The following is a 12,255-nucleotide window of genomic DNA, read 5'->3' as shown; positions in this document are numbered from 1 at the left end:
AGCAGATTATTTTTCAGCAGCAATTGAAGCAATCGCAGCATCTACGCCTTCGATTGAATCAGCAGCTTTCTTAATACGTGCAAGCGCATCTACAAGTACTTCGTCTGCAGTTGCATAAGAAATACGCATGTAGCCACCAAGACCGAACGCATCGCCAGGAACTACTGCAACACCAGTTTCTTCCAACAACCATGCAGAAAATTCTGTGCAAGATTTTAAACCTTTGGCACGAATTAAAGGACGGATGTTTGCGTATGCATAGAATGCACCGTCAGCAGGAAGGCAAGTAATACCGTTGATGTCGTTCAAGCCTTTTACAACTAGGTCGTGACGGCGTTTGAATGCTTCAATCATTGGCTCAAGAACGTCTTGAGGGCCATTCAATGCAGCTTCAGCAGCAACTTGTGAAATAGAAGTTGGGTTTGAAGTTGATTGAGATTGGATTTTTTTCATCGCACCGATCAGTTTAGCAGGGCCCGCTGCGTAGCCAATACGCCAGCCAGTCATTGCATAAGCTTTAGATACACCGTTAAGAACGATTACACGGTCGTAAAGGTCTGGTGCAACTGTTGCGATGTTGTAGAATTCGTCGTCCCAACGGATTGGTTCGTACATATCATCAGAAGCAACTAAAACTTCTGGGTATTTACGTAGTACGTCAGCTAAAGCAAGCAATTCTTCTTTAGTGTAGATCATACCTGTTGGGTTAGAAGGGCTGTTTAGAACCACTAAACGAGTTTTGTCAGTGATTGCAGCTTCTAATTGAGCAGGCGTAATTTTGAAACGTTGGTCTTCACCACATTTCACGATTATAGGAGTACCTTCAGCAATGATCACCATGTCTGGGTAGCTTACCCAGTAAGGAGCAGGGATAATTACTTCGTCACCTTTGTTTAACAAAGCAAGTGCCAAGTTAAAGAAAGATTGTTTACCACCACAAGAAACCAAGATTTGGTTTGCAGCGTAATCAAGGTTATTGTCGCGTTTTAATTTAGCAATAATTGCTTTTTTAAGACCTGGAGTACCGTCAACAGCTGTATATTTAGTGAAGCCATTGTTGATAGCAGCAATTGCAGCATCTTTGATGTGTTGTGGGGTATCGAAATCCGGTTCACCTGCGCCTAAACCAATTACGTTTTTACCAGCAGCTTTCAATTCAGCAGCTTTGTTAGTAACAGCAAGTGTAGGGGACGGTTTGATGCTATTTACACGATCAGACAGACGTACGTCCACGGCAGTATTCCTTCTTATAGGGATTAAAAAATAAAAAGCACACTATCTTAGCTTAAATGCACAGTAATGGGGAGTGGCAAAATCAACAATGTGCAAAAAAGTGTGATATTCCATCCTAACCCTATAATTAAGAAAATTTACATTGAGTTACTTAAATTTTTAATCAAATTTTATGGAAAAATCTTAAAGTCACGGATAAAAAAAGGCATAAAAAAGGCCACAATATGTGTGACCTTTTTAATTAAATTTTATACTTCAAATACTTTGCTTATTGAACAAAACGCGATAAATCTTCTTCAGGGCGAGCAGTTAGCACTTCTACACCATTTTTTGTTACAAGTAGCGTGTGTTCGTACTGTGCAGACAAGCTATGATCTTTAGTCACGACAGTCCATTTATCGCCAAGAAGTTTGGTTTTCCAGTCGCCACCATTCACCATTGGTTCAATCGTGAATGTCATGCCTTCTTCTAAGATCATGCCTGTATTTGGTTGGCCGTAGTGTAAAACTTGTGGTTCGTCATGGAAAACGGTACCAATACCATGACCACAATATTCACGTACAACACCAAAACGTTCTGATTCAACATATTGTTGAATCGCATGGCCGATATCACCCATGGTTGCGCCTGGTTTTACCACCGCCATACCACGGTACATGGCTTCTTGGGCAACTTTGCATAAACGGTTCGCTAAAATAGATGTTTCACCACCTACGATATACATCATGTTGGTATCACCATGGTAACCATCTTTGATCACAGTGACATCGATGTTTAAGATGTCACCTTTTTTTAATTTTTTGCTTTCAGATGGAATACCGTGACACACCACATGGTTCACTGAAGTGCAGATAACGTGCTGAAATGCTGGACGACCCGGCGCAGCGCCATAACCTAAACATGCAGGAATAGCTTCTTGTTTATTGACAATATAGTCATGACAAATCGTATCAAGTTCTAGGGTAGTCACACCTGGAACAATATGCGGTTTGATCATATCCAAAACTTCTGCCGCCAGTCGACCCGCGACGCGCATTTTTTCAATTTCGTCAGGCGTTTTAATTAATCGACGTGGAGCTTCGTAAGTACTGTTCATGATCTCTAAAAACTTTTGGAAATTTGTATGTGACTATGGTATAAATAGCCGCCCATTTTATCAAATGCTTTTTCGTGAATATCTTTCACGAGCTTTGTGCGATGGGGCAATAAAATCCGCACATATATCGACACATTTCTCTGGGTGCCTTTTTAGGTGGAGAATGCGGGTATATGGAGGCCTAACCCAAACTTTAAGGTAAAGAAAATGGCAGATTACAACGTAAGCATGCGCGACCTTCTTCAAGCAGGCGCACACTTCGGTCACCAAACACGTTTTTGGAATCCAAAAATGCGCGAATACATCTTCGGCGCGCGCAACAAAATTCACATCATCAACCTTGAGCACACTGTTCCTGCGTTAAATGATGCTTTGAACTTTGCTAACAACTTGGCTAGCAAAAAGAACAAAGTTTTGTTCGTTGGTACAAAACGTGCAGCTTCTGCAATCATTCGTGAACAAGCTCAACGTGCAGGTCAACCATATGTTGATCACCGCTGGTTGGGTGGTATGTTGACTAACTGGAAAACTCTTCGCCAGTCAATCAACCGTCTAAAAGACCTTCAAACTCAATCTACTGACGGTACTTTCGCTAAACTTACTAAACGTGAAGCTTTAGAACGTACTCGTGAGATGGAAAAACTTGAACGCGCTCTTGGCGGCGTTAAAAACATGGGTGGTTTACCTGACGCATTATTCGTAATCGATGTTGATCACGAAGCAATTGCAATTAAAGAAGCTAAAAACCTTGGTATTCCTGTTATCGGTATCGTTGATACAAACTCTAACCCAGACAACGTAGACTACGTTATCCCTGGTAATGACGATGCGATCCGTGCAGTTACTCTTTACGCTTCTGCTATGGCTGATGCGATTCTTGCTGGTAAAGAATATGCTCAATCACAAGCAAATGCACAAGCTAAAGGCGAAGAAGCTCCTGCTTCTGAGGCTTAATGCGTTTGACGTAAGCTTGTCATTTTTGCGACACGTGATGGTGGCAAAGTAAGCGTCATGTATGCAGACGGCCCAAGAGACAGCTCTGGGCCGTTTCTGTTCTAAAAAGAATTCATTTTCTACCGTATTTAGGAGATTAACATGACTGCAGTTACAGCAAGCATGGTTAAAGAATTGCGCGATCGTACTGGTCTTGCAATGATGGAATGTAAAAAAGCATTAACAGAAGCGGGCGGTGACATCGAATTAGCGATCGATAACCTTCGTAAATCTGGTCAAGCTAAAGCTGCTAAAAAAGCAGGTAACATTGCTGCTGACGGCGCGATCACTATCGCTCAAGAAGGCAACAAAGCAATCCTTGTAGAAGTGAACTGTCAAACTGACTTCGTTGCTAAAGACGAAAACTTTGCTGGTTTCTCTGCTAAAGTTGCTGCTGCTGCGCTTGCTGCTGGTGTAACTGACGCTGCTCAAATTGCTGAATTGAAACTTGAAGATGGTGCTACTGTTGAAGAAGCTCGTATCGCGCTTGTTCAAAAAATCGGTGAAAACATCCAAGTACGTCGTGCTCAAATCGTTGAAGGCGACAACCTTGCAGTTTACAAACACGGTTTAAAAATCGGTGTTGTAGTTGCATACGCTGGTGATGCTGAAACTGGTAAAGGTTTGGCTATGCACATCGCTGCATTCAACCCAGTTGCTGTAAACGAAGCTGGCGTTTCTGCTGAACTTATCGCTAAAGAAAAAGAAATTGCTGAAGCGAAAGCAATTGAATCTGGTAAACCAGCAAACATCGTTGAAAAAATGGTAACTGGTTCAGTTCAGAAATACTTGAACGAAGTTGTTCTTGAGAACCAAATGTACGTTATCGACAACGATAAGAAAGTTGCAGAAGTTCTTAAAGCAACTGGTACTACTGTTGCTAACTTCGTACGTTTCGAAGTTGGTGAAGGTATTGAGAAAAAAGCTGAACTTTCTTTCGCTGAAGAAGTTGCTGCTGCTCAAGCTGCTGCAAAATAATCTCTGATTATTTGTAGAAAAAAGCCCTCGTTTTAGAGGGCTTTTTTTTATGGCTGTAGCTTTACTGATTTCAAAGCTATTTAAACTTTATATTGTGTACATTGTTGTTCACAGATTCTATTTTTATCCATATTAATGACTATAATGAGTTGAAAATTTAGATTTAAACTCTCTTATGGCAAACAAAACAAATTTAACCATCGGCGGAATTATTGTTGCGCTTGCAGCCGCTTATTTCGGAATTGATTTACAACAACAAAAATCTGCACCAGTTCAGACGACAGCGGAACAAAACGCACAGCCACAAATAGAATCAGTACAACCTGTAGATGCTCAACAAAAAGGGCAGAGTGCTGAAGATGTTATTGCGCATGCATTTAAAAATAAACTTAGTAATGTTCAGGTTGAGGGTACAGGTCGAGTGAAAGCGGTACTTCGAGATGATAATGAAGGTAGTCGGCATCAAAAGTTCATTTTGACCTTAAATAATGGTCAAACCCTTTTAGTTGCACATAATATCGATCTAGCCCCACGAATTGATAACTTGCAAAAAGGCGATACAGTTCAATTTTACGGTGAATATGAATATTCAGATCAGGGGGGGGGTGATGCACTGGACACATCACGATCCGAATGGACGTCATCAGGATGGTTGGTTAAAGCATCAAGGTAAAACCTATCAATAAAAATCACGTAGTCATTTTTAACTTTAGTCATTTAAATGATCATGATTCAGATGAAGCTATCAACATAAAATTGGATTAACCATATTGAGTAAAAGCCAGTGTTTAAACACTGGCTTTTTGGTCGTATAAATAGAAAAAATGATTGGAAATACCAGAGATAAATACACCTATAAACAATAGGGTTTTAAGCATCGAATATGAAGAAAACCGATGTGGAAGAAGTGAAAAAGAGATCTATGAAATTAATCATGCTTTAAATGCTCTTTATTTGCGATTTATGGCGTGTTTTCCAATTACCAAGTACTTTGATTGCAAATGTGTCTAAACACCAAATAGGGCCAATGAGGAGGAATTGGAGATCTTTGAAAAAAGAGGGCTTTTTACCTTCAATTTTATGGCCATAAAATTGACCAATCCATGCGAATACAAAGAGTGCGATATAAAAGCCATAACCAACTGGTAGCACCCAAATTAGCCATACCATGATTAACGTTAACGCGGCCATTGCAACAGCAAGGACAATGTCTAAACGTGCGTAAAAGATAAATGCTAAAGCAAGTAAGACAGCAGTAAGTAGCGCGCTAAAATGCGCCAATATGCCAACGATTGAAAAATAAATCGTAGGTACGCAAATCCAGTGAATCATTTTATTGGTTTTATTTTGATGACTTTCGCTGTATTCATCAAACCATTCGTTGATTGTTTTCATGATAGTCCTTAATCATGGGGAAGGACTCCAATATAAACAAGAATGGAGGAAGGGTCAAAATCAGGATTATTGATGATTTGAAAGGCTAAGAGGCTACAAATAAAAAAACCACGCTAGGCGTGGTCTGTTAAATGCAGTCACTTCATTGGAGAATTAAGAATTTGGACCGTCTACGCGCTCAATGCTCACATTTGCAGTACCCGCACTGGTAATACCCAATTGCTTAGCAGCACCATAAGATAAATCAAGAACACGGTTACCATGGAATGGACCACGGTCATTTACTTTCACCACGACGCTTTTACCATTATTGCGATTCGTAACACGAATAAAGCAATTAAGTGGCAGGCTACGATGTGCTGCTGTAAGTGCGTTCATGTCAAACGTTTCACCGCTTGCTGTTTTACGACCGTGGAATTGACGACCGTACCAAGAAGCAGTACCTGTTTGAGTGAACTTACGAACAGTATTCGATGCAACAGTATTTAACTTTTCAATCACTGAAGGCTCATCTTCAGGAATTTCGATTTTAGCAGCGATTGTTTGACGACGAATTTTATCGCCAGAACGCTCAGTGATTGAAAGGCTACTTAAATTCGTAAAGTTTGAATTGAAGCTTTGAGCTTCTTTATTCAATACACGAGCTGCAAGACGAGAGTTGTCATTATCATGATTGAATGATGATGACTGAACCATCTCAGCTTGTGACTGACTTAGCGCAACTGCCGTGGCAACCGCTAAGGCATATTTAATAATTGATGACTGCATTGTTTATCTCCCAATGGCATATTTACTGGTTCAACTAAGTCGCTGATATCCATGTAAACACGTCTGATATTTCACTTTTGCAACTATATTTAACGAGATGGATAATATTCATGCCATCAATAGGCTGTCTAGTGTTTAATTAAAATACTTTGAAAATGTCTAAAAAATTAACAATAGTTGGTTAAAAAATAATCAATAATGTAACAAGGTGTGTAAAATGTCGAATAAATGCTCATTTTGGTGAAAATATTTGTTGACTTTTTTGCTCTATAAGAAAAAACCAGTCTTATCGACTGGTAACTTCAGTGCCTAAAAGCCATAGTGCAGTCGCATACATACGGCTTTTGTTATAGGTTGTAATGACCTGAAAATTTGGATAAGTGATGTAATAAATTGGTCCATAACTATCTTGCAATTGGATGACATTGACTAAATCGAGATCATCGATTTTTACCAATGGATTCATAGGGGTTACACCTTGAGCCTTGAGTACACCATAGGGTGTTGGCTGGTTTAAATCCTTTGCAATAATAGCATCTGGGTTGTTTCCGCTATAGCGAGCAGCAAAAGCAATCGGTTGATTACGCTGCCAACCATAATTTGCTAAATAATTTGCAATTGAACCAATGGCATCGACAGCTGAATTACGCAGGTCAACATGACCATTGCCATCGTAGTCCACACCAAATTTTGGAATGTTACTTGGCATAAATTGAGGATAACCCACAGCACCTGCATATGAACCGACGACAGAGTTGGTTGGAACACCATCTTTATATGACCAAGCAATCAGTGCAGCAAGTTCATCTTGGAAATATTGCGCACGGCGTTCATAGCCAAAACCAAGGGTCGCCAAAGCATCACGGGTAATAAAATTACCTTTATTGCTGCCGTAGCCTGTTTCAACACCCAAAATGCCTAAAATCACGGATTGAGGCACACCAAATTGTTGTTCTGCACGATTTAAAGTGTCGGCATATTGATTTTTGAAGCGAACGCCGCGTTGAATTGTACTTTCAGCTAAAAAATTGGTTTTATATTGGTACCAAGGCTTTGATTCACCAGGTCTATTCATAATGCTAATAATGTTGGGTAGGTTTTTACTGCCTTGCATTGCCCAATCAATTTGATTTTCACTCAGACCATAGGTTTGCATTGCATTTTGTTTAAAGCTTGCATATGCCGGATGAGATTGGAAGTCGTTAGCCTGACAAAAACTGGTCAGTGAAATTGAACCGGCCATAATGGCAATATGTGATAGTTTTTTATAAAAATTTCGATTTAGCATAAATAAAAAATTTCCAGTTGCTTTAGCGATGAGTATGAACAAAATTTCGAGGGGAAAAGATCCTGAAAATTGTGATGACCTTCTGGTTTCATAGCTCATTAAAGGTAAACGTTACCAATAGCAACTAAGATACCACTGACAGCGCATGCTTTCATAAATAGATATACAAAAAAAGACAAAGCAAAGGTTTTTTTCGCAGTTAACATATTGAAAAGTGACATATTCATTTACATAACTTGCAAATATTCACAAATCATTTGAAATAAAGATGACTCTAAAACTCATGCGTCATAAAAACGCAGAACGAGTAAACTTTATCGCGTTGCGAAATACTGTTTAGAAGCTACAAAAGTTGCAATGTTATATCTAAAAATAAAGGGACAGGATTAAAAAGGTACCGGTCTAAAACACCCATATGCAAGCAGTGGTTTATTCATTACATAGTTTTTGTTCGTCAGCGCTTCAATGCTGTTGAAAACGTCGCTATATATAGTAGAAATATAGACTGAATGATAAAAAAGAAAGAGATTGAATATTAAAATGGACGCATTGAGATTTAAGCCAAAATGACGGCTCACATTAAAATATGATCTATATTCAGGTTCTTCCTGTTCTTTGTAGATTTTTAAAAATTGTGGATATCAATGTACTGTCTTTCTTTTAATAAAAATCTGTTCAATTCTAGAACTGTGTTTGCATGACTATATAGTCATTGTATCGGGATTCGATTTTATGCGTTTAGCCATAAAAAAACCTAGCCAAAGCTAGGTTTTGACGAAAAGCGAGATTTATTTGTTAAACATCGCATCATGTGCTTCTGCAAGGGCACTTAGCTCTTCTTTGGTTAAATTTGGGAAAATCTTATCAATTGCAATATGAATAGCTTTAATCACAGCAGAAGAACCGATATCGGCTGCTTTACGTTTAATCATGCCTAAATCGAGAGTTTTATTAAAGTCATTCATAAAATGACGCACTGCAGCTTCAGCAAACTGTTTATACAGTTCACCAAAAGCAGCTTTATTTATATCTGCGCCCGATTTAATTTCCGCATAACTATTTTTAAGGTTAGTGACTAGTCCTGCATCTAAACTTAGACCTACACGATAAGTGCCAGTCGCGTCTTGAAATAAACTTCGTTCTGAAAATTCAATTGATTGTTTCACCACATCATTCGGAGATTTACCTAGTAGTTGCTTTAACAATACAGCGACTGTTGATTTGACATAGCCAGCCAGTTTTTCTGCTGTGTCGCGCTTATCGCTTGCAGGAAACAGATGAACAGGAGCTAATATAGTTGCACCAATGATTTCTTCATTAATCAGCAAAGCTGTTTTATCACGTAAAGGATAAAGTGGTTCACTCGAATTTTTTTTCGCGTGACCATTTTGGATACTGCTTAGAAGTTCCTCAGAAGGAATAAAACCAAAAAATGGCATCACTAACCTCAATTTTTTTATTGTCGCGCCAATCGAATGGGGCGAGGCATCCATGTTAAATCCGATACACGACAAGGGTTGATATCCAATCCACCACGGCGTGTATAGGCAGCATATACCATCAGCTGACTTGGTTTTAAATGTTGCCAAATATCGGCAAACATTTGCTCCACACATTGTTCGTGGAAACCATTATGCTGACGGTAAGAAATAATATAAGCCAGAATACTACGATAACAAGGCTTAGTACCTTTATACCGTATAAATACCGTTCCCCAATCAGGTTGACCCGTGACTGGACAGTTACTTCTTAATAAATGTGAATAAAGTTGAATTTCAACTTCTTCTTGCGCTGCATCTTCATCTAAAGCGAGTAAAGCTGCATTTGGATGATTTTCTAACTGGGTGGGTTCTAAGTCATCAATACAGATGCCTTGCGGTTTTGAAATTTCAACTTCATCAACATGAAATAGATCAATAGTCACAGCGGCATTGGCTGCAGCAGATAAGTCTTTTTCAACGGTTGCTTTAAACGCTGCCTGAGAATCAAATTTGGTAAAGTTCATACTATTAAAGTAGAGCTTTAAAGATTTCGATTCGATGAGGTTGTCTGAACTTGCAGGCAAAGTTAAACGGCCAATAGCGACTTGAGGCACACCAGAAGCATTTAACCAAGAAATTTCAAAAACATGCCACCAGTCTGTACCTTGGCGGATGCCTTCCACATGGGCATATTGTTCACGTGCAGTGGCACGTGCAATCGGAAACAGAATATCGGGTTGATATTCTGTAGGGTAGTTGGTGTCTTTGCCTAAAAGGGATTGTTCTACACTCATTATTCACGCATTCCTGAACCACGAGAAAGTAAATGATACGCCACGCCATAAAGTACAACGCAACATGCAGTAATAACTGTCAGTGAAATGCCGACATTCACATCGCTATGACCTAAAATACCGTAGCGGAATGCATTGACCATATACACGACAGGGTTGATTAAAGAGAGATTTTGCCAAAAAGGACTCAGTGATGAGATGGCATAGAAAACACCGCCTAAATAAGTCAGCGGAGTCAGGACGAAAGTCGGGATAATCGAAATGTCGTCAAAAGATTTTGCATAAACAGCATTAATAAATCCGCCAAGAGAAAACAGCAGCGAAGTAATGAGAACTGTATATATAGTTACGAAGATATTGGTCAGGTGTAATTCAGTAAAAAATAGGCTCATCGCAGTGACAATAAAGCCGACTAAAACACCACGGCAAACACCACCGATCACATAACCCCAAAGCACCATGTGTAACGGCACTGGACTCATGATTAATTCTTCGATGCTTTTTTGAAATTTTGCACTAAAGAAACTGGATGACACATTGGCATAGCTGTTGGTAATGACCGCCATCATAATTAAGCCGGGCACGATGAACTGCATATAGCTAAAACCACCCATTTGCCCAATGCGTGAACCGACTAAATTACCGAAAATCACAAAGTACAAACTCATGGTGATCGCCGGTGGGAGAAGGGTTTGCGGCCAAATACGCATGAAACGGCGAATTTCTTTATACACTAAGGTGTAGAGGGCAATACACAGTTGGTTAAAATTCATTGTGCTACACCTTCAAGATTTTTTTCGACCATACGGACAAATAGTTCTTCTAGTCGGTTAGATTTATTACGCATACTTCGAACCTGAATACCTTGAGATTCCATGAGTTGGAATAAATCATTCAAGGTATGGGCTTTATCCATAGTGACTTCTAAGGTGACAGGATCAACTAAGTTGAAACGGACACCAATAATTTCTATATGGATCGGTTCAATGGGTTCGGCTAGATCGAAAATAAATGTTTCTTCATTCAACTGACTGAGGAAACCTTTCATGCTGGTGTCTTCTTTAATCACACCACGATCAATAATTGCGATTCGACGGCACAACATTTCAGCTTCTTCTAAATAGTGTGTCGTTAAAATAATAGACGTACCTTTTTTGTTCATTTCTGTGAGGAAATCCCACATCGAACGGCGTAGTTCAATATCAACACCAGCAGTCGGCTCATCTAAAATCAGCAGTTTAGGTTCATGCATCATGGCACGAGCGATCATTAAACGGCGTTTCATACCGCCCGATAGCATGCGTGCTTGGGTGCTACGTTTTTCCCAAAGGCCAAGCTTTTCTAAATATTCCTCTGCACGTTTCTCTGCTATCCTTTTAGAAATACCGTAATAACCAGCTTGAGTCACCAAAATATCAAATGTTTTTTCAAATTGACCAAAGTTAAATTCTTGAGGTACAACGCCCAAACACTGCTTTGCATGCGAGGGATGGGTATCTAAATTGTGCCCAAAAATTTCGACAGTACCTGAAGTTTTACGGGTTAGTGAACTGATAATACTAATCGTGGTAGATTTTCCTGCACCATTGGGACCTAAAAGTGCATAAAATTCACCTTCGGGTACTGTTAAATCAATACCTTTAAGCGCCTGAAACCCATTTTTATAGGTTTTTGACAGCTGCTTTAACGTTAGTGCATCAGTCATAAATAATTCACTCTATAAATAGTGTGAGTATTGTGCGATATCGGGGCAAATAAACCAAGTAAATCGTATGGAATTCTGCATTTTAAAAATAGAACGTTGTATAAAGCTTAAGCAGAAAAATACCTAACATCTATATAGTTGCTTTACCTTAGAGTTTTTTTTGTTATGATGTGCGCAATCCAAAATAAGCGCTCATAGCTCAACTGGATAGAGTACAGGTCTCCGAAGCCTGTGGCGTGGGTTCGAGTCCCGCTGAGCGCACCATTTTTTAGTTTTTATTCTCCAACTAAATTTTGCAAATCGACTGCTTTTTTTATATTTCTATTCACTTCTATCAATCTCTAAGACTATTATTGCTTTCGTCATCATTGATGTATCTGTTTCCAAAAATATTAAATTTAAAATGTTTCGCTGGTTATTTATTCCAAGTCACACAAAACATCTAAATTGAAAGCTTATAAATAGTGGCAATAGTAATTTCACTGTATTTATATCTGCATCTAAATCAAAAGAATCTATTGAAA

General features: G+C 39.2%; 11 protein-coding genes, 1 tRNA gene and 1 pseudogene. 4 read left to right on the top strand and 9 right to left on the bottom strand.

Features of this window, described 5'->3' with window-relative positions; all coding sequences use genetic code 11:
* Positions 1 to 6 precede the first annotated feature (6 nt).
* Both B1201_RS01210 and map read right to left on the bottom strand, forming a co-directional pair.
* Entirely contained in the window at positions 7 to 1,233 is a 1,227-nt protein-coding gene (locus B1201_RS01210; RefSeq protein ID WP_078191992.1) for a pyridoxal phosphate-dependent aminotransferase, read from the bottom strand.
* Positions 1,234 to 1,501: 268 nt separating this feature from the next.
* The gene (gene map, locus B1201_RS01205) at positions 1,502 to 2,329 is read right to left on the bottom strand and encodes a type I methionyl aminopeptidase (protein WP_078191991.1); all 828 of its coding nucleotides are present in this window, start codon (positions 2,327 to 2,329) and stop codon (positions 1,502 to 1,504) included.
* Between the two features lie 207 nt (positions 2,330 to 2,536).
* On the opposite strand from map, the gene rpsB reads away from it, so the two are divergent.
* From rpsB to B1201_RS01190, 3 genes and pseudogenes are all read left to right on the top strand, one after another.
* Positions 2,537 to 3,283: a 30S ribosomal protein S2 gene (gene rpsB / locus B1201_RS01200; RefSeq protein ID WP_078190314.1), complete on the top strand. Its 747-nt coding sequence runs from the start codon at positions 2,537 to 2,539 to the stop codon at positions 3,281 to 3,283.
* A 141-nt stretch (positions 3,284 to 3,424) separates the two neighbouring features.
* Entirely contained in the window at positions 3,425 to 4,300 is an 876-nt protein-coding gene (gene tsf / locus B1201_RS01195) for a translation elongation factor Ts (protein ID WP_078191990.1), read from the top strand.
* A gap of 175 nt (positions 4,301 to 4,475) precedes the next feature.
* Positions 4,476 to 4,986 (top strand): annotated as a pseudogene (locus B1201_RS01190) (DUF3465 domain-containing protein).
* Between the two features lie 253 nt (positions 4,987 to 5,239).
* Here the strand turns inward: B1201_RS01190 and B1201_RS01185 are convergent.
* The 7 genes from B1201_RS01185 to B1201_RS01155 form a co-directional block, all read right to left on the bottom strand.
* On the bottom strand, positions 5,240 to 5,695 hold the full coding sequence (locus B1201_RS01185; RefSeq protein ID WP_078191988.1) for a DUF962 domain-containing protein: 456 nt from the start codon (positions 5,693 to 5,695) through the stop codon (positions 5,240 to 5,242).
* A gap of 153 nt (positions 5,696 to 5,848) precedes the next feature.
* Positions 5,849 to 6,463, bottom strand: a complete 615-nt coding sequence (locus B1201_RS01180; protein WP_078190310.1) for a septal ring lytic transglycosylase RlpA family protein — start codon at positions 6,461 to 6,463, stop codon at positions 5,849 to 5,851.
* 286 nt (positions 6,464 to 6,749) lie between these two features.
* A complete protein-coding gene (gene mltB / locus B1201_RS01175) occupies positions 6,750 to 7,751 on the bottom strand; it encodes a lytic murein transglycosylase B (protein ID WP_078191987.1) in 1,002 nt (333 codons plus the stop codon).
* A gap of 788 nt (positions 7,752 to 8,539) precedes the next feature.
* Entirely contained in the window at positions 8,540 to 9,190 is a 651-nt protein-coding gene (locus B1201_RS01170; protein ID WP_078191986.1) for a hypothetical protein, read from the bottom strand.
* A gap of 17 nt (positions 9,191 to 9,207) precedes the next feature.
* A complete protein-coding gene (gene queF / locus B1201_RS01165) occupies positions 9,208 to 10,026 on the bottom strand; it encodes an NADPH-dependent 7-cyano-7-deazaguanine reductase QueF (RefSeq protein WP_078191985.1) in 819 nt (272 codons plus the stop codon).
* The gene (locus B1201_RS01160) at positions 10,026 to 10,799 is read right to left on the bottom strand and encodes an ABC transporter permease (RefSeq protein WP_078190306.1); all 774 of its coding nucleotides are present in this window, start codon (positions 10,797 to 10,799) and stop codon (positions 10,026 to 10,028) included. The genes queF and B1201_RS01160 overlap by 1 nt, the downstream gene beginning before the upstream one ends.
* Positions 10,796 to 11,731: an ABC transporter ATP-binding protein gene (locus B1201_RS01155; RefSeq protein WP_078191984.1), complete on the bottom strand. Its 936-nt coding sequence runs from the start codon at positions 11,729 to 11,731 to the stop codon at positions 10,796 to 10,798. The genes B1201_RS01160 and B1201_RS01155 overlap by 4 nt, the downstream gene beginning before the upstream one ends.
* 188 nt (positions 11,732 to 11,919) lie before the next feature.
* Between B1201_RS01155 and B1201_RS01150 the strand changes: the two genes are divergently transcribed.
* Positions 11,920 to 11,995 (top strand) — tRNA-Arg (locus B1201_RS01150).
* The last annotated feature ends 260 nt before the right edge of the window (positions 11,996 to 12,255 follow it).

The organism is Acinetobacter sp. ANC 5600 (assembly GCF_002018395.1).
In the GTDB taxonomy this organism is placed as follows: domain Bacteria; phylum Pseudomonadota; class Gammaproteobacteria; order Pseudomonadales; family Moraxellaceae; genus Acinetobacter; species Acinetobacter amyesii.
Note: the sequence above shows the minus strand (reverse complement) of the source record. Positions and strands in the feature narration are given on the sequence as shown.

Coding starts and splice junctions, on each gene's coding strand:
- B1201_RS01170 (WP_078191986.1), bottom strand. CDS start 9,190: ATGCCATTTTTTGGTTTTATTCCTTCTGAGGAACTTCTAAGCAGTATC.
- B1201_RS01160 (WP_078190306.1), bottom strand. CDS start 10,799: ATGAATTTTAACCAACTGTGTATTGCCCTCTACACCTTAGTGTATAAA.
- B1201_RS01180 (WP_078190310.1), bottom strand. CDS start 6,463: ATGCAGTCATCAATTATTAAATATGCCTTAGCGGTTGCCACGGCAGTT.
- queF (WP_078191985.1), bottom strand. CDS start 10,026: ATGAGTGTAGAACAATCCCTTTTAGGCAAAGACACCAACTACCCTACA.
- B1201_RS01155 (WP_078191984.1), bottom strand. CDS start 11,731: ATGACTGATGCACTAACGTTAAAGCAGCTGTCAAAAACCTATAAAAAT.
- tsf (WP_078191990.1), top strand. CDS start 3,425: ATGACTGCAGTTACAGCAAGCATGGTTAAAGAATTGCGCGATCGTACT.
- mltB (WP_078191987.1), bottom strand. CDS start 7,751: ATGCTAAATCGAAATTTTTATAAAAAACTATCACATATTGCCATTATG.
- map (WP_078191991.1), bottom strand. CDS start 2,329: ATGAACAGTACTTACGAAGCTCCACGTCGATTAATTAAAACGCCTGAC.
- B1201_RS01185 (WP_078191988.1), bottom strand. CDS start 5,695: ATGAAAACAATCAACGAATGGTTTGATGAATACAGCGAAAGTCATCAA.
- rpsB (WP_078190314.1), top strand. CDS start 2,537: ATGGCAGATTACAACGTAAGCATGCGCGACCTTCTTCAAGCAGGCGCA.